Origin of the sequence: Kitasatospora sp. NPDC004799 (assembly GCF_040609095.1) — a bacterium.
GTDB lineage: Bacteria > Actinomycetota > Actinomycetes > Streptomycetales > Streptomycetaceae > Kitasatospora.
The window spans coordinates 1-22,374 of the sequence record NZ_JBEXJK010000008.1 but is presented as its reverse complement, the minus strand read 5'-3'; the positions used below and the strand labels follow the sequence as shown (position 1 = coordinate 22,374).

Annotated in this window: 20 protein-coding genes; 6 read left to right on the top strand and 14 right to left on the bottom strand. The window is 74.0% G+C overall.

What is annotated here, in order from left to right:
- Window positions 1-12: 12 nt before the first annotated feature.
- The 4 genes from ABZW03_RS02180 (at window position 13) to ABZW03_RS02165 (ending at window position 4,585) form a co-directional block, all read left to right on the top strand.
- Complete coding sequence (locus ABZW03_RS02180; RefSeq protein WP_355250787.1) at window positions 13-1,383, top strand: FAD-dependent oxidoreductase; 1,371 nt, start codon at window positions 13-15, stop codon at window positions 1,381-1,383.
- A 126-nt stretch (window positions 1,384-1,509) separates the two neighbouring features.
- Entirely contained in the window at window positions 1,510-1,878 is a 369-nt protein-coding gene (locus tag ABZW03_RS02175; protein WP_355250785.1) for a YciI family protein, read from the top strand.
- Window positions 1,879-1,994: 116 nt separating this feature from the next.
- Entirely contained in the window at window positions 1,995-2,768 is a 774-nt protein-coding gene (locus ABZW03_RS02170) for an SDR family oxidoreductase (protein ID WP_355250782.1), read from the top strand.
- 284 nt (window positions 2,769-3,052) lie between these two features.
- Window positions 3,053-4,585: an MFS transporter gene (locus ABZW03_RS02165; protein WP_355250779.1), complete on the top strand. Its 1,533-nt coding sequence runs from the start codon at window positions 3,053-3,055 to the stop codon at window positions 4,583-4,585.
- 73 nt (window positions 4,586-4,658) lie between these two features.
- Here ABZW03_RS02165 and ABZW03_RS02160 read toward each other — a convergent pair whose 3' ends face one another.
- From ABZW03_RS02160 to ABZW03_RS02140, 5 genes are all read right to left on the bottom strand, one after another.
- Complete coding sequence (locus ABZW03_RS02160) at window positions 4,659-4,856, bottom strand: ferredoxin (RefSeq protein WP_355250776.1); 198 nt, start codon at window positions 4,854-4,856, stop codon at window positions 4,659-4,661.
- A gap of 11 nt (window positions 4,857-4,867) precedes the next feature.
- A complete protein-coding gene (locus tag ABZW03_RS02155) occupies window positions 4,868-6,082 on the bottom strand; it encodes a cytochrome P450 (RefSeq protein ID WP_355250774.1) in 1,215 nt (404 codons plus the stop codon).
- A gap of 30 nt (window positions 6,083-6,112) precedes the next feature.
- The gene (locus ABZW03_RS02150) at window positions 6,113-7,303 is read right to left on the bottom strand and encodes an acyltransferase (RefSeq protein WP_355250771.1); all 1,191 of its coding nucleotides are present in this window, start codon (window positions 7,301-7,303) and stop codon (window positions 6,113-6,115) included.
- A gap of 278 nt (window positions 7,304-7,581) precedes the next feature.
- Window positions 7,582-8,226 carry a dihydrofolate reductase family protein gene (locus tag ABZW03_RS02145; RefSeq protein ID WP_355250769.1) on the bottom strand — a complete coding sequence of 215 codons (645 nt, stop codon included), beginning with the start codon at window positions 8,224-8,226 and terminating at the stop codon, window positions 7,582-7,584.
- Between the two features lie 156 nt (window positions 8,227-8,382).
- Window positions 8,383-9,945, bottom strand: a complete 1,563-nt coding sequence (locus ABZW03_RS02140; RefSeq protein WP_355250766.1) for an MFS transporter — start codon at window positions 9,943-9,945, stop codon at window positions 8,383-8,385.
- A gap of 211 nt (window positions 9,946-10,156) precedes the next feature.
- Between ABZW03_RS02140 and ABZW03_RS02135 the strand changes: the two genes are divergently transcribed.
- A complete protein-coding gene (locus ABZW03_RS02135) occupies window positions 10,157-10,519 on the top strand; it encodes a YciI family protein (RefSeq protein ID WP_355250763.1) in 363 nt (120 codons plus the stop codon).
- Window positions 10,520-10,523: 4 nt separating this feature from the next.
- Entirely contained in the window at window positions 10,524-11,774 is a 1,251-nt protein-coding gene (locus ABZW03_RS02130) for a sigma-70 family RNA polymerase sigma factor (protein ID WP_355250760.1), read from the top strand.
- 19 nt (window positions 11,775-11,793) lie between these two features.
- Here the strand turns inward: ABZW03_RS02130 and ABZW03_RS02125 are convergent, their stop codons facing one another.
- The 9 genes from ABZW03_RS02125 to ABZW03_RS02085 all read right to left on the bottom strand — a co-directional run.
- Window positions 11,794-13,185, bottom strand: coding sequence for a nucleotide pyrophosphatase/phosphodiesterase family protein (locus tag ABZW03_RS02125; protein ID WP_355250757.1), 1,392 nt, complete (start codon window positions 13,183-13,185; stop codon window positions 11,794-11,796).
- On the bottom strand, window positions 13,182-14,300 hold the full coding sequence (gene eboE / locus ABZW03_RS02120; protein WP_355250754.1) for a metabolite traffic protein EboE: 1,119 nt from the start codon (window positions 14,298-14,300) through the stop codon (window positions 13,182-13,184). Before eboE ends, ABZW03_RS02125 begins: the two co-directional genes overlap by 4 nt.
- Window positions 14,297-15,169, bottom strand: a complete 873-nt coding sequence (locus ABZW03_RS02115; RefSeq protein WP_355250751.1) for a TatD family hydrolase — start codon at window positions 15,167-15,169, stop codon at window positions 14,297-14,299. Before ABZW03_RS02115 ends, eboE begins: the two co-directional genes overlap by 4 nt.
- Window positions 15,166-15,870, bottom strand: coding sequence for an EboA domain-containing protein (locus ABZW03_RS02110; RefSeq protein WP_355250749.1), 705 nt, complete (start codon window positions 15,868-15,870; stop codon window positions 15,166-15,168). The genes ABZW03_RS02115 and ABZW03_RS02110 overlap by 4 nt, the downstream gene beginning before the upstream one ends.
- On the bottom strand, window positions 15,867-16,772 hold the full coding sequence (locus ABZW03_RS02105) for a sugar phosphate isomerase/epimerase family protein (protein WP_355250747.1): 906 nt from the start codon (window positions 16,770-16,772) through the stop codon (window positions 15,867-15,869). The genes ABZW03_RS02110 and ABZW03_RS02105 overlap by 4 nt, the downstream gene beginning before the upstream one ends.
- On the bottom strand, window positions 16,769-17,665 hold the full coding sequence (locus tag ABZW03_RS02100) for an SCO3242 family prenyltransferase (RefSeq protein ID WP_355250745.1): 897 nt from the start codon (window positions 17,663-17,665) through the stop codon (window positions 16,769-16,771). Before ABZW03_RS02100 ends, ABZW03_RS02105 begins: the two co-directional genes overlap by 4 nt.
- Window positions 17,662-18,828, bottom strand: coding sequence for an inositol-3-phosphate synthase (locus ABZW03_RS02095; protein ID WP_355250743.1), 1,167 nt, complete (start codon window positions 18,826-18,828; stop codon window positions 17,662-17,664). Before ABZW03_RS02095 ends, ABZW03_RS02100 begins: the two co-directional genes overlap by 4 nt.
- 45 nt (window positions 18,829-18,873) lie before the next feature.
- Complete coding sequence (locus tag ABZW03_RS02090) at window positions 18,874-20,154, bottom strand: hypothetical protein (RefSeq protein WP_355250740.1); 1,281 nt, start codon at window positions 20,152-20,154, stop codon at window positions 18,874-18,876.
- Between the two features lie 680 nt (window positions 20,155-20,834).
- Window positions 20,835-22,374: PQQ-binding-like beta-propeller repeat protein (locus tag ABZW03_RS02085; protein WP_355250737.1), on the bottom strand; the 1,540-nt coding region annotated here is incomplete at its 5' end.

Genomic DNA, 22,374 nt, shown 5'->3' with positions numbered 1-22,374 from the left:
GAGGGGACCTTCATGGGCACCCGTACCGACGAAACTGCCGTGGTTCTCGGCGGAAGCATTGCGGGCCTGCTGGCGGCCAGGGTGCTCTCCGAGTCCTACCCCAGGGTCGTCGTCGTCGAACGCGACAGGATCCTCGGGGTCCGCGGTCCGCGCCGCGGCGTCCCGCACGGCAACCACGCCCACGGGCTGGTCGCCCGCGGCCACCAGATCATGGAGCAGCTGTTCCCGGGCCTCACCGACGAGTTGATCGCCGCGGGGGTGCGGCCCGGTGACTTCAGCGCCGACATCCGCTGGTACTTCAACGGGCTGCGGCTGCGCCCCGCGCGCACCGGCCTGCCGTCCGTGCCCGCCACCCGGCCGGTGCTCGAACACCACCTGCGCGAGCGGGTCCGGGTGCTGCCGCAGGTCGAGTTCCTGGAGGAGCACGACGTCATCGCCCCGGTGGCCGACGCCGCCGGACGCCGGGTCACCGGGGTCAGGGTGCAGCAGCGCACCCCCGGGGCCGAGGAGCGGACGCTCTCCGCGCACCTGGTGGTCGACACCACCGGCCGCGGCTCGCGGACCCCGCTCTGGCTGGCGGACCTCGGGTACCAGGCACCGCCCGAGGAGCGGATCGAGATCGACCTGGCGTACACCACCCGTCACTACCGCCTGGAGAAGGACCCGTTCGGCGACGAGATCGCCATCATCCCGGCCGCCACGCCCTCGCACCCGCGCGGAGCGTTCTTCTACCGGGTGCCCGGCGATGACAACCGGGTCGAGCTGTCGGTGACCGGGCTCCTGGGCGACCACCCGCCCACCGACCCGGAGGGGTTCCACGCCTTCGTCAAGTCGCTGCCCGTCCCCGAGATCCACGAGGCGATCCGCGATGCCGAACCCCTCGACGAACCGCTGCGGTTCCGCTTCCCGGCCAGCGTCCGGCGGGACTACCACCGGCTGGAGCGCTTCCCCGCCGGACTGCTGGTCATGGGCGACGCGGTCTGCAGCTTCAACCCCGCCTACGCCCAGGGCATGACCTCGGCCTCGCTGCAGGCGCTGGTGCTGCGGCGGCACACCGCGGGGCGGCGGCTGCCGCGCCCGCAGGCCTTCTTCCGCGACGTCGCGCGCCAGATCCGCGCCCCGTGGTCCTCCGGCGCGGTGTCCGACCTGGGCTACCCGGGCGTCAAGGGCCGGCGGTCGGCGCAGACCACCCTGGTCAACCGGTACGTCGCGCTGGCCCAGCGGGCGGCGGTGCACGACCCCCGGGTGACCGACGCACTGGTGCGGATCGCCGGACTGGTGGCCTCCCCGCAGTCCCTGATGCACCCTCGGACGCTGCTGCGCGTGCTGCGTGCCGCTCGGCGCCCCGTACCGCCCTCGGCCTTCGGCGTCCCGGCGAGGTGAGGCGGCCGACCGGCCGTCCCGCTGGTCCGGGAAAAAGTTTTTCGCGAGGATGTCGAGATCGGCGGATCGGCGCCGACAACTAGGTGAAGGCCCCACCGGGCGCCTCACGTCGCAAGGAGCGGAACGATGAAGTACCTGATCATGATGTACCCGAACGCCGACGTCCTGGCCGCGCTGCCGGAGGAGGAGCGCAACGCGGTCTTCCAGGGCCACGGCGCGTTCATGGAGAAGATCAAGGCCACCGGCGAGTTCGTCGGCACCCTGGCCCTGGCCGGCCCGGACCAGAGCTCCGTGGTCCGCGTTCGCGGCGGCGTGCCGGCGGTGACCGACGGTCCGTACGCCGAGGCCAAGGAATACGTGGGTGGTACCTACATCATCGAGGTCAAGGACCTGGAGCGGGCCCACGAGGTCGCCGCGATGATCCCGGACGCCGCTGTCGAGGGTCTCGGCATCGAGGTCCGTCCGATCGTCTTCAGCGAGGGTGCTTCCGCCTGACCGGGACGCCCGGGGGCCGCGCGGCCCCCGGGCTCCTCCTTGCCCTTCGGTAGTCCGTGCGCCCGGTTCCCGGGCGCTCTGTTATCGAGAGGACGAAACACATGAAGGTTCCGGAGTTGCTCCGAGACAAGGTCGTCGTCGTGTCGGGCGTGGGGGCCGGTCTCGGCCGGACGCTCGCCGTGCGGTGCGCCGAGGCCGGGGCCGACGTCGTGCTCGCGGCGCGCACCGCGTCGTACCTCGACGAGGTGGCCAAGGCCGTCGAGGAGACCGGGCGCCGGGCGCTGGCGGTGCCCACCGACATCACCGATCCGGCCGCCGCCGAGGCGCTGGTCGCCGCCGCGCTCGGCGAGTTCGGCCGGGTCGACACCCTGATCAACAACGCGCTCGTGGAGCCGCCGCACACCGAGCTCCGGGACACCGACCTGGACGACGTCCGCCTCGGCATGGAGGTGACCGTCTACGCGGCGCTGCGGCTGTCGAAGCTCTTCACCCCGGCCCTGCGGGACAGCCGCGGGTCGATCGTCATGGTCAACTCCTCGGTCCTGCGGCACTCCAAGCGGGCCTGCGGCGCCTACAAGATCGCCAAGTCGGGGCTGCTCGCGGCGGCCCAGATGCTCTCCACCGAGCTGGGCCCGGAGGGGATCCGGGTGAACACCGTGGCCCCCGGCCCGATGTGGACCGACAAGGTCAAGGACTTCATCGGCGGGCTCGCGGAGATGCGCGGCCTGACGCTGGAGGAGGGCTACCAGGAGGTGGCCGCCGACATGGACCTGCGCCGCCTGCAGACCCCGGAGGAGACCGCCGACGTGGTGGTCTTCCTGGCCTCCGACCTGGCGCGCGCCGTCACCGGCCACTGCCTCGACGTCAACTGCGGCGAGTACCACCACTGACCCCGCGTCCGCCCCCGGGCGACCGGGAGACCGGACGACCGGGGGCGGACGACCGGCCGGCGGGCCCCACGCGGCCTGGAATGCTCGAACAACTGTTCTCTCGTGGAGCCGATGGTGTCGACCACCATCGGCTCCACGCGTCTGACCAGCGAGGATGGCGGACCGGGCGGGGCCGTACGGAAGTCCCCCGAAAAAAGTTCCGCGAACCGGCGCAAGAATCGGCCCGCTGCTTCGACAACGTAGTGAGCGACATTCCGAAATGAGCGAAAGGACCCCACACGGCCATGTCCGTCACTACAGCGGAGACCGAACTCCCTCGCACCAGCGCGCGGCCCTGGCTGGCACTCGCCGTCCTCGCCCTGCCGACGCTGCTGGTCGCGCTCGACGCGAACGTCCTGTTCCTCGCGCTGCCCGAGCTCACCGCCGACCTGGGCGCCAGCAGCGTCCAGCAGCTGTGGATCACCGATGCCTACGGCTTCATGGTCGCCGGCCTGGTGATCACCATGGGCACGGTCGGTGACCGGATCGGGCGCCGCAAGCTCCTGATGGCCGGCATGGCGGTGTTCGCCCTGGCCTCGCTGGTCTGCGCCTGGGCGACCAGCCCGATCATGCTGATCGCGGCGCGCGGGGTGCAGGGCATCGCGGGCGCGACCCTGATGCCCTCCACGCTCGCACTGATCACCAACATCTTCCGCGACGACCGGCAGCGGGGGAAGGCCATCTCGATCTGGGCCACCTGCACCTTCACCGGCGCCGCGCTCGGGCCCGTGCTCGGCGGCGTGCTGCTCGCGCCGTTCTGGTGGGGCGCGGTGTTCCTGCTGGCCGTTCCGGTCGCCGCCGTGGTGCTGATCGCCGGTCCCGTGCTGCTCCCGGAGTTCCGCCCCGAGCAGTCCCGGCGCCTGGACCTCACCAGCGTGGTGCTCTCCCTGCTGGGGATCCTGCCGGTGGTGTACGCGATCAAGGTGCTCTCGCTGGGCAGCGGCAGCGTGGTGTCCGGCCTGGTGGCGCTGGCCGTCGGCCTGCTGTTCGGCACCGTGTTCGTGCGCCGTCAGCTCCGCGGCGAGGACCCGCTGCTCGACCTCCGGCTCTTCGCGAACAGCTCGTTCACCGTCATGCTGACCGCGCTGGCGCTGGCCGGCATGGTCCTGGCGGGCACCGCGCTGAACGTCACCCAGCTGCTGCAGACGGTGCTCGGCTACTCCCCGCTGGCCTCGGCGCTGTGGTTCGTCCCGATGGGCCTGTGCATGGCCGTGGGCACGATGTCCACGCCGGCCCTGACGCGTTCGATCAGCCCGCGCACCGCGATCATCGGCGGCATGTTCCTCTCCGCGATCGGCGCGGCGGTGCTGATCCTGGTGAACGGCGACCACGGCCCCTGGCCGATCGTGCTCGGCACCGCCGTCATCGGCCTGGGCGCCGGCCCGATGTTCGCGCTCGGCATCGGCCTGGTGGTCGGCTCGGTGCCGCCGGAGCGCGCGGGTTCGGCCGCCTCGATGGCGGAGACCGCGAACTACCTGGGCGGTGCGCTCGGTCTGGCCGTCCTCGGCACGATCGGCTCCGCCGTCTACAGCAGCGAGATGAGCGGCGCCGACTCCGCGCAGGCCCGGGAGACCGTCGCCGGCGCCGCCGCCGAGGCCTCGAAGCTCGGGGCGGACGCCTCCGCGGCGCTGCTGAAGACGGCGCACGCGGCGTTCGTGAGCGGGCTGAACGCCGTCGCCGCCGTCTCCACCGGGGTCTTCGTCCTGCTGGCCGTCCTGGCGGGCGTCTACTTCCAGCGCGCGAGCCGCGCCGCCGCCGGCGCCAACAGCGCCGAGTGAGCTGACGGAGCCGACCCGACGAGGCCGGCGCGGGACCCTCGGGCCCCGCGCCGGCCCCGTCCGTTTCCGGTTCCTACTCCTCGGTCAGCGAGAGGGTGCGGGTCGGGCAGTCCTCGACCGCCGCCCGCGCGTCGGCCAGCTGGGCCTGCGCCACCCGCTCGGACAGCACCACGACGGTCCCGTCGTGGTCGCTCTGGTCGAACAGCTCGGGCGCCGCCAGGTAGCACCGGCCGGCGCCGATGCACCGGTCGGCCTCGGTGCGGATCCGCATCGGTTCCCCCTTCACCAGGTGACCGGCAGCGCGTGCAGGCCGTAGTTGACGTGCTCCTCCTTGAACCGCAGCGACTCGACCGGCTCGACCAGCCGCAGCTCGGGGATGCGCTCGAACAGCGTCGACAGCACCACCTCCAGTTCCGTCCGGGCCAGGTGCTGGCCGATGCACTGGTGCGCGCCGAAGCCGAAGGACAGGCTGCGGTCGACGCGGTCGAGGTCGAAGGCGTCCGGGTCCGGGAACCGCCGCGGGTCCCGGCCGGCCGCCACCGTCAGGCCGAGCACGCCCTCGCCGGCCGCGATCCGGACCCCGCCGATCTCGACGTCCTCCAGCGCCACCCGGGAGTTGGCGATCTCCGCGATGGTGAAGTACCGCACCAGCTCGTCCACCGCGGCCGGCCAGCGCGAGGGGTCGGCGGCCAGCGACTTGCGCAGCAGCGGACGGTCGAGCAGCAGCATGGCCCCCAGGCCGATGACGTTCGCGATGGTCTCGTGGCCCGCCATCAGCAGCATGAAGGCCATCCCGACCAGGTCGCGGTGGTCGGGCACGCCCGGCTCGCCGCGCCGCGCCGCCAGCCGGCCGATCAGGTCGTCGGTCGGGGTCCGCTCCTTCTCGGTGACCATCCCGTCCATGTAGCCCATGAGTTCGGCCATCGCCGCCGTGCCGGCCTCGGGCGTGGTGGCGTTCATCACCGTGAAGGAGATCCGCAGGAAGAAGTCCCGGTCGGCGAACGGGACGCCGAGCAGCTCGCAGATCACCAGCAGCGGCACCGGGTTGGCGAAGGCGTCGACCAGGTCGACGGGACGGGGGCCGGCCAGCAGCCGCTCGACGTACTCGTCGGTGATCTCCTGGATCCGGGGCCGCAGCCGGTTGACGCTGCGGGGGGTGAAGTCCGCGGCCACCGCGCGCCGGGCCAGGGTGTGCTCCGGGGGGTCCATCCCGACCAGGGAGGTGGAGAACTCGGGCGGGGGGACCTGGTGGTCCATCATCAGCGGGTAGCCCGGGCGGCGCAGGTCCGAGCTGAACCGGTTGTCGCCCAGCATCGCCTTGACGTCCTCGTAGCGGGCCGCCGCCCAGGCGAGCCTGCCGCTGGGCAGCCTGACCTTGCCGAGGGTCGGCCGGTCGAGGAGTTCCTGGTAGCCGGCCGGCAGGGTGTACGGGCAGGTCCGGCGCATCGGGTAGTTCGGGTGCTCGGAGTGGGGGGTCAGGTCGGCCGCTTCGGCCATGGCTGTCTCCGATCGTGGGGTGACCGTGGGTCAGGTCTGTGGCTGGGGCTCCGGATTCGGTCGCTTGGGCGCGCGCTGGGCCGCCGGCCGGCTCCACCGGCGGATGGCCGGCATCTCGACGGTGACGTGCAGGACCCAGGAGACCGCGACGCACAGCACGTAGAGGGCGATGACGAACGCGACGGCGGCGGGCGTGTCGAACGCCGTCGGGGTGTACGAGTGGGCGTAGCCCACCAGTTCGCCCGCGAACGCCGCGTGCACCGCGAACATCACGGTGAGGTGGGTGATGTAGATGGCGAAGGAGAGGTCCCCGAGCCACACCATGAAGGGCGCGCTCAGGGCCGTGCGCCGGCCGGCCACGTCCTGGGCGGCGAGGGCGCCGATCAGCAGTGCGGCCGGAACGGGGTAGAGCGCCGCGATCCCGAAGGGGAGGGGCAGGTGGTACAGCAGGAGGAAGACGGCGAGGTTGAGCAGGACGGCCGGCAGGATCCGGATCCTCGGCCAGCTGCCGGAGGCGATGATCCGGGCGAGGAACATGCCGATGAGGAAGTCGACGCACCGGACGGGCGGGAAGAAGTACAGCGCCCACAGCTGGGGCCAGGAGCCCGCGGGGTAGAACTGGCTCGGCGGGAACCCCGAGAGCAGCGGGTAGCTGATCGCCGGGATCAGGACGGCGGTCGCGCCGAGACCGATGATCCAGGACCACAGCGCCCGGGTGCCGAGCCGCCGGACGAACCGGATCAGCAGCGGGAACATCGCGTAGCAGAGCATCTCCACCGCGAGCGTCCAGGTCGCGCCGTTGAACTGGTACATGATCAGGTCCTGGGAGGGCCACCAGTTCTGCACCAGGAAGAGGTTGGCGACGGCCGGTCCCCACCTGATCGTCTCGCCCGCGGCGGCGAACTGGGTCAGGGCGAGGACGGCGAGCAGGACGTGGGACGGTCCGATGCGCATCACCCTGCGCCGCCAGAAGCCGGTCGCGCTCTGGCCGGGCTTGGCCGACCAGGTGAGGACGAACCCGCTGATGACGAGGAAGAACGACACCGCGAGGAACGCGAGGCGCCCGTCGCCCGTGAGGGTGTTGAAGACGGAGACGGCGTTCGGGTCCTTGAAGGCTCCGAGGACGAGTGCGTGGCTCGCGAAGACGAAGACGACGCCGACGGCCCGCAGGCCCTCCAGTGACGGAAGCTTCGCCGTTCTCGCCGGTAGTGGTGAGTTCACGGGTAACCCCTTTCTCCGAGGTGGAACGCCGGAGCGGCACCATCCGGATGTCGGTGGGCGCGCGGCGCTACTCGCGTGTTAGTCGTAACCGGGGGACCGGATTCGACAACGTGGTTTCTTCCAACGTGCTGCTCGTGGATCTCCGGTCGGCGGCCGCGCCCGGGCCCGGACACGGCGGTGGCCGGGGCGAGGGCCCCGGCCACGGATGCGCGGTGACGGATCGTCAGGCGTGATGTCGAGTTGTCATGCGGGCGCGGCGCGGTGCTGCGCCCCGGCCGTCACCGCCGCCAGAACAGCAGGTGGGTGACGCCGCTGGGGCTGGGCACGGTGTCGAGGTGGTAGCGGTCGAGCAGCTCGGTGTGGCTCGTCCAGAGCCGCTCCCCGCGGCCGAGGTCGATCGGCGCGACGGCGAAGTGCAGGGTGTCGACCAGGCCGGCGTCGATGAACTCGCGGACGGTGGCGACCCCGCCGCTGATCCGCACGTTCCCGTCCCCGGCGGCCTCCCTGGCGTGCTTCAGCGCCTCGGCCGGCGTCGCGTTGAGGAAGTGGAAGGTGGTGTCGGACAGCGTGAAGGAGGGGCGCTCGTAGTGGGTGAGCACGAAGACCGGCGCGTGGAACGGCGGGTTGGCGCCCCACCAGCCCGTCCAGTCGTGGTTCTCCCAGGGGCCGCGCTGGGGGCCGAACTTGTTGCGTCCCATGATCACCGCGCCCGGCGGGCGGGCGTGGTCGCGGGTCAGGTAGTCGTCCAGGCCGCGGCTGCCGCCCGGGTCGGCGCGGTTCACCCAACTCGCGGTGGCGCCCGCCCAGGAGAAGAACGGGGCCGGGTCCGCGTGGCCGAACGGCCGTTCCAGGGACTGCCCTTCGCCGGCCCCGAACCCGTCGCGCGACAGGTTGAAGCACTGCACCGACACCAGCTGCGACATGCGTTCCACACCTTTCCTCGTGGGCGGTCCGGGCCATCCGGAGGGCCGGGCGCCCGCGCCCCCAACGACCTGGTCGCGGACGGGGGCACGGTGCGGTACGCCGTACGAGTGACCGCCCCGGAGGGCGGGCGGTGCGGGTGGGTGCGGTACGGACGGTCAGCCCGCCTCGGGGGCGGCCCCGTCCGAGGGCCGGCCGGTGGGCGGCAGGTGCCGCAGCAGGGCGGTCACCAGGGCGGCGGTGGCGAGCAGCAGGACCCCGGCGACGCCGACCACGGCGTGGAGTTCGTCGGCGAAGGCGGCCCGGGCGGGCGTCAGCAGGGTGCCGGCGAGCTCGCCGGACAGCGAACGGGCGGCCTCCCGCGCGCCGTTGAGGGAGTCCCGGGCGGCCCGGACGGCGTCGGCGGGCAGCCCGTCGGGGAGGGTGAGCGCGCCGCGGTAGACGGCGGCGCCGACGCTGCCGAGGGCCGCGATGCCGAGGGCGAAGCCGAGTTGGCCGCTGGTCTCGTTGAGCGCGGCCGCGGAGCCGGCCTTCTCCAGCGGGGCGGAGCCCATCACCAGGCCCATGCCGAGGGTGACCATCGGGCCGGAGCCGAGGAAGACCACCGCGAAGCCGGCGATCAGCACGGCCGGGCTGGAGCCGGGCTCGGCCCGGGTGATCACCAGCATGCCGAGCGTGCAGAGGACCAGGCCGCCGCCGATCAGGTAGGCCGGACGGAAGCGCTGGCCGAGCCGGGGCGACAGGGTGAAGGAGACGGTGTTGGCGGCGATGGCCGGCAGCATCCACAGGCCCGCGTGGAACGGGTCGCGCCCGTACAGCAGTTGCAGGGTCTGGGTGACGAAGAACATCACCGCGCCGGTGAGCATGGTGCCGAGGAACAGGCTGAGCAGCGCCGCGGTGAAGGCGCGGTGGCGGAACAGGCTCAGGTCGAGCAGCGGGTGCGGCAGCTGGCGCTGGCGGTGGACGAAGAGGATGCCGAAGCCCAGGCCGGCCAGCACGGCGGCGATCGGCATCGGCTGCCAGCCGTCCTTGGCGATCTCCTTCAGGCCCCAGACGGCGGGCAGCACGGCGGCCAGCGACTCCAGCACGCTGACCGGGTCCGGCCGCCCGGCGCCGGGGTTGCGGAACTCGGGCAGGACGACCGGGCCGAGCACGAGCAGCAGCAGCATCGCGGGGACGCCGAGCAGGAAGGCCGAGCCCCACCAGAAGTGGTCGAGCATGGTGCCGCCGATGACCGGTCCGGCGACGGCGCCGGCCGAGAAGCACGCGCCCCAGATGCCGAAGGCGGCGCCGCGCTGGCGGGCGTCCTGGAACATGGTGGTGATCAGCGAGAGCGTGCTGGGCGCGAGGGTGGCGCCGGCGATGCCGAGCAGGGCGCGCGCCGCGATCAGCATGGCGGGGCTGACGGCGTAGGCCGCGGCGACGGAGGCGACGCCGAACGCGGCGGCCCCGATCAGCAGCAGCCGGCGCCGGCCGATGCGGTCGCCGAGCGACCCCATGGTGACGAGCAGGCCGGCGAGCATGAACGAGTAGATGTCGGTGATCCACAACTGCTGCACGCCACTGGCCCCGAGGTCCTCCGCCAGGCCGGGCAGGGCCAGCAGCATGACGAAGACGTCGATCGAGACCAGCAGGGCGGGCAGGGCGAGGACGGCCAGCCCGGTCCACTCCCGCCGTCCGGCCCGGGGCGCGGGCGCGCTGGGGGGTGTGGTGTCGCTCATCACGGGGTCCTTCCGGATTCTCGGGGCAGGTGGCACCCGCGGGTGCCGTCACACCCGGTACGTCGGACCAGGCGACACGGTCTCGACGTCCGCGCCGGAAACCCGGGCGCGGGGCCGTGATCTCGGCTTGGATGTCGAGGGCGGGCCCGCGGCGGCGACGTCTCAAGTGCATGGATTCAGTCGCCCGCACGAGGGACCAAGGAATGATGAGATGAAGTACATGCTGTTGATCCACATGAACCCGATAGTCTGGGACCGCTTGTCCGAGAGAGAGCGCAACGAGGTCTTCTCCGGACACGCCACGTTCCAGCAGAGCATCCTCGACTCCGGTGAGATGGTGGTGACCCAGGCCCTCGCCGATCCGTCCGGCAGCGCCACGGTCCGCGTCCGCGAGGGCCGGCCGGCGGTCTCCGACGGTCCCTACCTGGCCGGCCAGGAGTTCCTGGCCGGTTACTACCTGGTCGAGTGCGCGTCCAAGGAACGCGCGATCGAGTTGGCCGGTCTGATCCCCGACGCCCGGTACACGGGCATCGAGGTCCGCCAGGTCGTGTTCGAAGCCGATACGGAGAGCTGAGCCGATGAACCGTGACGTCCGGGTCGAGGACCTGCTCCGATCGCTCGCACCGCAGGTCCTCGGCGCGGTCGTCCGCCGCTACGGGCACTTCGACGCCTGCGAGGACGCCGTCCAGGACGCCCTGCTGGCCGCCGCCGTCCAGTGGCCCGAACAGGGAGTCCCCGGCAACCCCCGGGCCTGGCTGATCACCGTGGCCGCCCGCCGGGTGATCGACGGGCTGCGCAGCGAGCAGGCCCGCCAGCGCCGGGAGGCGACCGCCGCCGCGCTCACCCCGACCGACGAGACGGTGACGCCCGGCCCGGGCGAGGAGCCGAAGGCGGCCGAGCAGGACGACATGCTCACCCTGCTGTTCCTGTGCTGCCACCCCTCGCTCACCCCGGGCTCGCAGGTCGCGCTCACCCTCCGGGCCGTCGGGGGTCTGACCACCGTGCAGATCGCGCACGCCTTCCTGGTCCCCGAGGCGACCATGGCGCAGCGGATCAGCCGGGCCAAGCAGCGGATCAAGTCCACCGGGTCCTCGTTCCGGATGCCTCCGCAGAGCGAGCGCAAGGAGCGGCTGGGGGTCGTGCTCCAGGTGCTCTACCTGATCTTCAACGAGGGCTACACCACCACCAGCGGCCCGGACCTGCTGCAGCCCGAGCTCGCCCGCGAGGCCATCCGCCTCACCCGCGAGCTGCACCGGCTGCTGCCCGAGGAGGGCGAGGTGGCGGGCCTGCTGGCGCTGATGCTGCTGACCGACGCCCGCCGTCCGGCCCGCACCCGGCCGGACGGCAGCCTCGTCCCGCTCGCCGAGCAGGACCGCTCGGCCTGGGACCAGTCCGCGCTCAAGGAGGGGCTGGCGCTGATAGCCGAGACCCTCCCGCGGACGGTGGCGGGGCCGTACCAGGTGCAGGCGGCGATCGCGGCCGTGCACGGCGAGGCCGCGCACGCCGAGGACACCGACTGGACGCAGATCATGGCGCTGTACGAGGTGCTGGAGGAGATGGCCCCCGGGCCGATGGTGACGCTCAACCACGCGGTCGCCCGGGGGATGGCGCTCGGCCCGGCGGCCGGGCTCGAACTGCTCGCCACCCTGGAGGCCGACGGCCGGCTCGCGGACCACCACCGGCTCGCCGCCGTCCGCGCCCACCTGCTGGAGATGAACGGGGACCTGGAGGCGGCCCGGAACAGCTTCCGGGAGGCCGCCCGGCGCACCGGGAGCATCCCCGAGCGCCGCTACCTGGAGACCAGGGCGGAGGCGCTCAACGACCGGTGACGGCCGCCGGCGTGCCGGCTCAGACCGGTCCCAGGCCCTGGAGGCCCAGCAGCAGGTCGGGGACGTCGGTGGCGGCGATCGCGCCGGTCGCGTCCAGGGCGGGCCGCCAGTCCGGGTCCGAGCAGATCAGCACGGGGCCGTCGGCGGGGGAGTCCGGGAGGCGGCCGTGCGAGCCGCGGACCCAGGTGGGGTCCAGCGGCACCGCGTTCATGGTGTACCGCAGGCCGAGCTTCTTGCGGGCCAGGCCGAGCGCGGCCCTGGCCTTGGCCAGCGGGTCCGCCGGGTCGAAGAACAGCTCGGCCGGGTCGTAGCCGGGCTTGCGGTGGATCTCGACGGAGCGCGCGAAGTCGGGGGCCCGCGCGTCGTCCAGCCAGTAGTAGTAGGTGAACCAGGAGTCGGGGGCCGCCACCGCCACCAGCTCGCCGGAGCGCGGGTGGTCGAGGCCGTGGCGGGCCTGGTCCGCGCGGTCCAGCACCTCGGCCACGCCGGGGAGCCGGAGCAGCTGGTCGCGCACCTTGGGCAGGTCCGCCTCGTCGGGGACGTAGACGTGGGCGATCTGGTGGTCGGCGACGGCGAAGGCCCGCGAGGCCCACGGGTCCAGGTACTCCATGCCGGCCTGGGTGTACACCTCCAGCAGGCCCTCCCGGCGCAGTTCGCGGTTGATGTCCACCGGGCGGCGGACCGGGGTGATGCCGTACTCGCTGAGCGCGACCACGCTCGCGCCGGCCCGCTCGGCCTCCGCCAGCAGCGGCGCCAGCTCGGCGTCCACCGCCCGGGCCGCCGCCACCGCCTGCGGCGAGTCGGGCCCGAAGCGCTGGAGGTCGTAGTCCAGGTGCGGGACGTAGACCAGCAGCAGGTCGGGCCGTTCGGCGCGCAGGATCCGGCGGGCCGCCGAGACGATCCAGCGGCTGGAGGCGATCCCGGCGGTCGGGCCCCAGTACTGGAACAGCGGGAACGGCCCCAGCTCGGCGGTGAGTTCGTCGCGCAGCGCGGCCGGCCGGGTGTAGCAGTCGGGGGACTTGCGGCCGTCCGCGTGGTAGACCGGGCGCGGGGTGACCAGCAGGTCGGTGGAGGCGCCCATGGCGTACCACCAGCAGACGTTGGCGACCCGGTAGCCGGGGTGCCGGGAGCGCGCCGTCTCCCACACCTTCGGCGCCCGGACCAGCCGGTTGTGCTGGCGCCACAGGTGGATCTCGCCGAGCTCCCGGAAGTACCAGCCGTTGCCGACGATCCCGTGCTCGGCCGGCAGCCGGCCGGTGAGCAGGGTGGACTGCACGCTGCAGGTGACGGCGGGCAGCACCGTGCGCAGCGGGGCGGACCCGCCGCGCTCGGCGAGCCGGGCGAGGTTCGGCAGGTACGGCAGCAGGCGCGGGGTCAGGCCGACCACGTCCAGCAGGACCACGGGTTTCAACCGTCCACCCTTTCACTGGTCAGGAACCGCTCGGCCCAGGTGAGTTCGGCGGCGATCCCGGCCGGGATGTCGACCGGGGCGTCCGCCCGCCGCCCGGGCAGCACCGGCCAGGTGTAGGTCTCGACCTCGACCACCGTCCGGTCCCGGACGGCCGCCACCGCCCGGCGGAGCACCTCGGTGGTGGCGCGCAGCGGCGCGGGGGGCGCGGCGTGCAGCGGCACGTGGAAGTGCACCCGCCAGGGCCCGCGGCCGGGCAGCCGGTCCAGTGCCTCCGGCAGGTCGTCGGCGGCGAGCACCCGGCCGGTGGGGTCCGCCTCCCGCACCTGGTGGAGGTAGCGCGGTTCGGCGTGGTCGGCGAGCACCCGCCGGGCCTCCGGGTCGCCCGGGTCGTCCACGTGCAGGGCGGCCGAGGCCTGGATCCGGACCACCCGGAGGCCGGCCCGCTCGATGGCGGCCACCGTCCGCTCCGGGTCGGCGAAGGAGACCGCCAGGTGGCAGGTGTCGAGGCAGAGGCCGACGAACTCCGGGTCCACGCGGGGGGCGAGCCAGCCCACGGCGTCCGCGACGTCGTCCAGCACGCAGCCCGGCTCCGGCTCGACGGCGAGCCGGATCGGGCGGCCCGCCCGGTGCGAGACCGTGCGGAACGCCGCCGCCGTCCGGCGCAGCGCCTGCTCGGCGGCCCGGTCCGCGGCGGGGGACCAGGGCCGGCGCCAGCCCAGCGGCAGGGTGGAGACGCTGCCGCTGTCGGCGTCCTCGGGCAGCAGCCCGGCCAGCACGGTCGCGCAGTCGGCGGTGTAGCGGGCCCGGGCGGGTTCGGTCCAGTCCGGCCGGTACACCGCGTGCTTGACCACCCGCTGGTGGAAGCCGCCGTACGGGAAGGCGTTCAGGGCGAGCACCGCCAGGCCCCGGGCGTCCAGTTCGGCGCGCAGCCGGCGGAGCCGGGACGGGTCGGCGGCCAGTTCGGCCGCGGCGTCGGCGGCCAGCCAGAGCCCGAGCCCGAGCCGGTCGAAGCCGGTCCGCTCGCGGATCGGGACGGCGCAGGTGTCGAGCTGCCGGAGGATGCCGGGCAGGTCCTCGGCGGGGTGGACGTTGGTGGAGTAGCAGAGGCGGTTCACGAGCCGCCCCGGAGCACCGAGTTGCCCGCGAAGGAGGCGCCGCCCGTGACGCCCGCGCCGTCGGTCAGGAGCTCCTCGTCGAGGATCAGCCGGCCGCCGCGGCCGTAGAACTCCACCGGGTTGCGCCAGAGCACGGTTTCCAGGTCCGCCGCCGTGAAGCCGGCCGCCAGCATCGCCCGGCCCACCAGGTGCGTCTTGAGCGGGTCCGAATTCCCCCAGTCGGCGGCCGAGTTGACGAGGATCCGGGCGGTGCCGTACTCCCGCAGCAGGGCGACCATCCGGTGCTCGTCCATCTTGGTGTCCGGGTAGATCGAGAAGCCCATCCAGCAGCCGGAGTCGGCGACCGACGCCACGGTGACCTCGTTGAGGTGGTCCACCAGGACGGCGCCCGGGTCGATGCCGGACTCGCGGACCACGTCCAGGGTGCGGCGGGTCCCGGCGAGCTTGTCCCGGTGCGGGGTGTGGACCAGGGCCGGCAGCCCGTGGTCGACGGCCAGCTCCAGCTGGCGGGCGAACGCCTCGTCCTCGGCCCTGGTCATCGAGTCGTAGCCGATCTCGCCGACCGCGACCACGCCGTCCTTGCCGAGGTAGCGCGGCAGCACGTCCAGCACCTCGACGCAGCGCGGGTCGTTGGCCTCCTTGGGGTTCAGGGCGATCGCGCAGTTGTGGCTGATCCCGAACCGGGACGCCCGGAACCGCTCCCAGCCGAGCAGGCCGTCGAAGTAGTCGGTGAAGGAACCCGGGTTGGTGCGCGGCTGGCCGAGCCAGAACGCCGGCTCGACCACGGCCCGGACCCCGGCCGCCCGCATGGCCCGGTAGTCGTCGGTGGTGCGCGAGGTCATGTGGATGTGCGGGTCGAAGATCCTCATGACCGGCACTCCTGCGGCCGCGGCGGGACGAGCGCCAGCAGGACGCCCATGCCGAGCAGCGCCCGCAGGTCGGGGTCGACCTCCCGGCCGGCCGCCCGGCGTTCCGCCGCCAGGTCGCGGGCCATCCGCAGCAGCTCGGAGTCGGTGCGGGCGACCAGCTCCGCCACGGCGGCCAGCGGCACCCCGGTGAACAGGCACTTCAGCACGCCGTGGCGCCACTGGGCCTGGTCCAGGTGCCGGGCCGCGAACGGGCCCATCGCCGCGGCGACCAGCCGCGGGTCGTTGGTGCGCAGGCCGTCGGCGACCAGCTCCAGGCCGAGCCGGCGCACGCTGTCCGGCAGGTCCGGCAGCGCGCGCAGCACCCCGCGCCGCTCGGCGTCGTCGCCGTGCCGGTAGAGCTTCTCGACCTCGGTCGCCAGGACGGCCCCGGGCAGGGCCTCGGCCAGCGCCGCGAGCAGCCGGGCCCGGGCCAGGTCGTCGACCGTGCCGTGCACCAGCCCCTGCGGGTCGGTGCCGGGGCGGACCGGCGCGCGCCCGACCATCCGGCCGGCCAGCGGGAACTCCTGGTGGACGGTGCCCGGCCAGTCGCGGACGCGGTGCTCGGCGCAGGTCAGCCAGTCGTCCTGCGGGTCCGGCGGCGCCGGCCAGCTCCCGCCGTAGACACTGGTCTCGAGCCAGCGGTGGTCCTCTAGGTTGGTCATGACGGGCGGTCTCCGATCGTGGACGACGCCGGGGCGCCCGTGCGCGCCGGCGGAACGGAAACGGATTCTCGGGCCCGGCGTATCGCCGCCAGGGCCGTTCGTGCGGTCTGCGGTGCGGCGTGGCTGTGCCGGGGCAGTTCGACCGCCGCGACGCCGGTGTAGCCGATCCCGTCGAGGGCGGCCAGCGTCGCGGCGAGGTCGAGCCGCCCCTGTCCGAACTCCAGGTGCTCGTGGACGCCCGGGAGCATGTCGTCCAGCTGGACGTTGACCAGCAGTCCGGCCGCGCGCCGCACGCACTGCGCGGAGTCCACCGGCTCCACGGCCACGCAGTGCCCGACGTCCAGGGTGATGCCGAGGGCGTCCGGCTCGCCGAGCTCGCGGCGCAGGTCGAGCGCCTGGTCGAGGTGCTGGACGACCATGCCGGGCTCGGGCTCCAGGCCGAGCCGTACCGACCGGCGCCGCGCCTCGGCGAGGACCGGGCCGAGGTGTTCGACCAGCCGCCGGCGGTTGGTCCGCCGGTCCGCGCCGGGCTCGCCGACGCCGGACCAGAAGGACACGCAGTCGGCGCCGAGCGACTCGGCGATCCGGACGGCGCGCCGCAGGAAGTCGATCCTCGGCCGGGCGTCCTCGGACACCAGCGTGGGGTGGTGCTTGCGGGTGGGGTCGAGCAGGAAGCGGGCGCCGGTCTCGACCACGCAGCGCAGTCCGCGGGAGGAGAGCAGCGCCGCCAGCCGGTCGGTCTCCCGGGCCAGGTCCGGGCCGTACGGGTCCAGGTGGTGGTGGTCGAGGGTGAGGGCGACCGAGCTGTAGCCGAGGTCGGCGATGACCCGGATCGCGTCGTTCAGCCGGTGGTTGGCGAAGCCGTTGGTGCCGTAGCCGATCGCGATCGCGCTCGTGCTCATGTCGGGCTCCTGCGGGCGGACAGTCGGCGGGCCAGTGGGAGGGCGGTCAGCAGCAGCGCGGCGGCGGGGAGCGAGCCCCGGCGGGCGGCCAGCCCGGCCTGCAGCGGCACCATGCCGTGGATGCCGGCCACTGTCGCGGTCCGGACCGCCGCCGCTGCCGCGGTACGGTCCGTCTCCTCGTCACTGAACCGCCGTGGGCCAACGGCGAGTTGGGCGGTTCCGGTGGTGGCCGCGTACCCCAGCGCGCAGAGCGCCGCGGCCGTGCGGTGCCGGGCCGAGGCGGCCCGGCCGGTCCCGGTCAGCACCGTGCCGGCCAGGGTGGCGGCCAGGGCCAGCCGGGCGTCGGCGGCGCGGCCTCCGTGCACCTCGCCGCGGGAGAGCGCGGTCACGCCCAGGGTGTGGGTGGCCAGGGCCAGGGCCGGGGTGGCGGCCGCCCGCCAGTGCCCGGACCCGGCGCCGAGCAGGACGTCCAGGCCGCGGCAGGCCGCCATGGCCAGCGGCGCGGCCGCGGTCGGCTTCAGCACGGTGTCGTACGCCCAGACCGCCGCGGTGAGCGGGACGGCGATCCGCAGCGCGTCGGCACCGCCCGCGAGGCCGGCCAGGGCCAGGCCGGTGGCACCGAGCCCGGCGGCCGCCGCGAGCGCGGGCCCGGGCGCGATCCGGCCGGACGGGATGGGGCGCTCGGGGCGCTCGCGGGCGTCGACCGCCCGGTCCGCCCAGTCGTTCAGCGCCATCCCGGACCAGTACAGGGCGACGGAGGCGAGCGGCAGGGCCAGCCGGCGGCCGCGCAGCGGACGGCCCGCCGCGACCGCGCCGGCCACGGTGTCCCCGAGGACGGTGAGCGCGGCCGGCGCCCGGACCAGGTCGAGCCACGGGCGCAGGGCGGCGCTCACCGGGCCACCGCGATCCGCCGCGTCCAGTCCACCAGGGCCTGCTCCTGCTGGGCGAGCCGGTGCTCGTCGCTGCCGAGCGGGTCCTTGAAGAAGAACGCCAGCGCGCCGAGCGGCCCGGACCGCCCGGCCGCGTGCGCCCCGGCCACCAGCCGGGCGAGGTCGAGGACCAGCGGCGCGGCCAGCGTCGAGTCGTAGCCGTCCCAGGTCAGTTGGAGGCTCATCCCGGTGCCGAGGAAGCCCTCGAAGGAGACGTGGTCCCAGGCGACCTTGCGCTCGCCGAGGTCGGGCACGTGGTCGATGTGCAGCGGCGCGGTGACCTCCCCGCCGAGCAGCGCGGCCAGCCCGCGGGTCTTGGACTCCAGCTTGCCCCGCGCGCGGCCCGCCACCCCGAGGTTGGCGCCGTCCCCGCCGCCGAGCAGGTTGGTCCCCGACCAGGACCGCACCCGCAGCCCGCGGGCGAGGAACATCGGTGCCAGCACGCTGCGCAGCAGGGTCTCGCCGGTCTTGCCGTCGCAGCCCGCGTACGGCAGGCCGTGCCGGTCGGCCAGCTCGGTGACCGCCGGGAGGCGCAGGCCCGGCGAGGGGGTGAAGTCGACGTAGGGGCAGCCGACCGAGAACGCGGCGTACGCGGAGAGCGCGCCCGGGCCGAGCACCTGGCGCCCCGGCTGGGCGAGGGCGCGTTCGAGCGCGGCCAGGTCGGCGTGCTCGGGCCCGGGCCGCAGCGGGGGCTCGGTGGCGGAGACGTTGACCACCACGACCCGCTCCAGGCCGTGCGAGTGCCGGAACTCCTCGATGTCGGCGGCGAGCCGGCCCGCCGCCTCGGCCTGGGTGGCCGGGACGTCGTCGGCCGGGTCGTGGCCGCGGCGGATCTCCCGGTCGGCGGCCGCGAGTTCCGCGGCGACCGCGGACGGGAGCCAGGCGGGCAGCACCCCCGCGGCGGCGAGCTCCTCCGCCCGCTTGCCCAGCGGGGTGGGGACGAGGTCGTGACCGCCGGTGACCAGCTCGGACCAGCCGGGGAAGACGCCCGGGTCGAGGTCGAGCCGTTCGCTGACGCTGCCGGTCGCGGGGGCGAGCCCGGCCCGCAAGGCGGCGAGCCCGCAGACGGCGGTGGTGGCCACCGACCCCCTGCCGCCGACCAGCCAAAGTCCGGTCCTGCCTGCCATGGTGCAACTCCCTTTCGGTGAGGCGGAGATGAGCCCGGAAGCGGGTTACGTTCGGTCCCAGCCCGCCCAGCGCCAGAGCTTGCCGGTGCCGGCCTTGGACTCGACGCCGTGGTCGGTCATCTCGAACTCGCCGAAGTCCAGGACCAGCAGCGCGTCGTCGCCCGGGGCGAAGCCGACGTCGATCGGCCGGTGCAGCGCCGGGCCGGGCGGCAGGCCCCGGGTGGACCAGTCGGCCGGGTCGACCAGCAGCAGGTCGCGGCCGAGCTGGGGGCCGCCCGGCGGCAGGGTCATCGGCGCCTCGTCCCCGAAGAGGGTGACCACCAGCTGCCCGGCCAGCGGCGAGCGCGGCGGCGCCACGGCGAACTTGGTGGCCGCGACGTGCGCCTCGAAGTCGAGCACCGGCCGCTCGGGCGGCGGGAGTTCGGCGTGGTTGGCGAGCAGGAAGGTCGGCTGGGGGCCGCGGGTGGGCTTGAACGCCGGGTCGGTCACCGGGATGCCGCCGATGAAGTCCGGCCAGCCGTACCAGGCGCCCTCGCGGACCTCGAACAGCAGGTCGGGGGCGTTGCCGATCGGGCGGCTGCCGCGGTCGTCCGCGCCCTGGTCGACGGCCAGCAGCCGGCCGTCCGGCAGGAACCCGAGGCCGAAGGCGTTGCGCATCCCCCAGGCCACCAGCTCCAGGTTGCCGCCGTCGAGGTCGCAGCGCAGCACGGCCGCGCTGCACGGCAGTCCGGCGGGTATCCGCTGCCCGGGCCGGGTCGGGGTGCCGAACGGGGCGAACGCGCCGGTGGTGGTGCGCGCGCCGGGCCGGCCGGCCAGCGGGTCGTCCGTGGTCACGTTGAAGCCGGTCAGTTCGATGTCCAGGCCGGGGATGTCGTACGAGTGCGGAAGCCGTCCCAGCCAGCCGAGTTCGTAGGCGTCCAGGCCGATGATCCCCAGGTTGGACATCGCGCCCTGGGCGAAGTAGAGCTTCCCGTCGCGGCCGGCGACGGCCATGTCGATGTGGTAGTTCCCGGGCCCCGGCATGCCGTCGACGATGACGGACCGCTGCCCGTCCGGAGCGATCCGGGTGATCCGGCCGGCCCCGCCCTCCGAGACGTAGAGGTGGCCCTCGTGCCAGAGCAGTCCGGTCACCGGGGCGGCCAGGCCGTCGGCGACCAGCGTGCGTGACGAGGCGTCGGTTCCCGGTCCGAGGCGCCAGACCCGGCCGCCGGGGGCGGCGCCCCCGAAGGGCAGTCCGGACTCGGCCAGGTACACCTGGCCCTGGTCGTCGAAGGCGAGGCTGGTCGGGAAGTCCAGTCCGTCGGCCAATACGGTGGGTGATTGCACCACGGCTCCTCCACGGTCGTGCCCACAGAAGATCCGCCGCCCTGTGCGGTCGGCGACGGGTCGATGTGTAGCAGCGTCCACGAAGCATGGTCAAGAACCGCCGGAGCGCCCGCCGGCCGCCGTACGGGCATCGGCAGGGCCGGGAAATGCGCAGGTCAAGCGGTATGTGAAGGCCGTGTGGAGCAGGTCGGACCGGGGTCGTGGGGCAGGCCGGGCACCGCACGACGCGAGAAGGCCCGGGCGGTCCCGCCGGCCGTCGACGGGCCTCGGGCGGATGCCGTCCGCGGGTGGGCCTCGGGCCGGGCCGCCGCCTTCTCGTCACTCTCGGTGGTTTCTGGCGGGTTCCCTTCCGGGCCGCGGCCGGGGTCGACGGTCGCCGGGGAGGGCGTCCACTCCGTCCCCGGCGGCCGTCGGCCGTGTCGAGGCGGGGGGCCTCGACTCGCCGGGGTCCAGGCCCGGCACTTGGTAGACGGAGCCGGTCGCCGCGGATCGACATCGGAGGCGAGATTTTTCGGGAGAACTTCTGCCGGGTGCCGTCGGGGGAACACCTGCGCGGAACGCCCGTACGGGACGCCGGCCGGAACGCACGCACGACGGCCACCGGCGCGGCGTGGGACGCCGGCCGGTGGCCGTCGGGTCGGAAGGGGTGCGGGACCGGTGGAGCGGTGTCCGCGAGGGGGTCAGAGCGAGTAGGCGATCAGCTCGAACGAGGGGTTGGTCGTGAACGCGGGGGCGCCCGCGCCGACCAGCAGCAGGTTGCCGCTCACCGCCGGGAAGGAGATGATGCCGGCCGGTGTCCTGGCGGTCCACAGGGTGGCGCCGGTGGCGGTGTCGAAGCCGTAGACCTGGCCGTCGAAGGTGGAGGTGAAGACCACGTCGTTGGCCACCGTGGCGGCGCCCAGGGCCATCTGCGGCAGCTCCCGCTGCCAGAGCACCTTGCCGGTGGCCACGTCGGCGGCGGTGAGGCCGCCCCGGCCGATGGTGTAGTCGGGCAGTGCCAGCCCGCCGGTGGCGTCGAGCTTGGCGGGGTTGTCGACCCAGGGCACGAAGAGCCGCCCGCGGGAGAGCGCCATCGGCGTCTCCACCCCGCCGATGATGCCCGGCAGGACGGTGGTCGGGGTGTTCGGCAGCGGGCCCTCGTCGTTCAGGTGGGCGCCGACCGGCAGGGTCCACAGCGGTGTGCCGTCGTCGGCCCGGTAGGCGAAGACCTTGCCCATCTTGCCCGCCGTCACCACGATCTCGGTGGGCACGCCGCGGACCTTGACCTTGGTCACGATCGGCGGGTCCTGGAGGTCGTAGTCGCGCAGGTCGTGCGGCGCGGTCGCCTGGTACCAGAGCAGCTTGCCGGTCCTGGCGTCGAGCGCCAGCAGGCAGTTGGTGTAGAGGTTGGGGCCCGGCCGGCTGCTGCCGTTGGGGTACTCGGGGGTGCCGGGCAGCGGGGCGGGGTTGGCGATGGAGACGAAGAGCCGGCCGTGCTCGTCCAGGGCCGGCGCGAACCAGGTCCCGCCGCCGCTGTTGATCTCCGGGTGGCCCCAGAGGTCGCCGTCCTTGACCGTGTTGAAGCTCCAGCGCGGCTTGCCGGTGGCGGTGTCCAGCGCGTAGATGGTCCCCATCGCCCCCGGCACGTACCGGCCGAAGGTGTTGGGGACGGTGCTGACCACGACGGTGTCCTCGTACACCTGGGGGGCGACGTCGATGCCGCCCGAGCCGGAGGCGATCAGCTCCCGCTCCCAGAGGGTCCGGCCGGTCCTCGGGTCGAGGGCGAACACGCCGGTGAACGTGGTGCCGTAGAGCACCCCGCGCGCGTAGGCCACGCCGTTCGGCCCGACCGAGGGGCTGTTGAACACCCGCTTCCAGCGGACCTTCCCGGTCTCCTTGTCCACTGCGTAGACGTCGGAGTTGAGGGTGATCAGGTAGACCGTGTCGCCCACCACGACCGGGTTGGAGGCCATGATGCCGGCGAAGGTGGGGTCCCCCTCCAGCGGCAGCCGCCACTTGACCTTGAGGTCCTTGACGTTGTGCGAGTCGATCGGGGTCCGGGTGACGTTGCGGGTGTTGGTCAGATCGCCGTTGGACAGGGCCCAGTCCCGTGGGTGGACCCGCTTGTCGTAGCTCCCCGGGCCGGCCTCCGGCTCCGCGACGGCCGGGCCCGAGGCGGCCATGCCGGGCCCGATCGCCAGCGAGAGGGCGGCCAGCGCCGTGACCGCCAGCCAGCCCGGC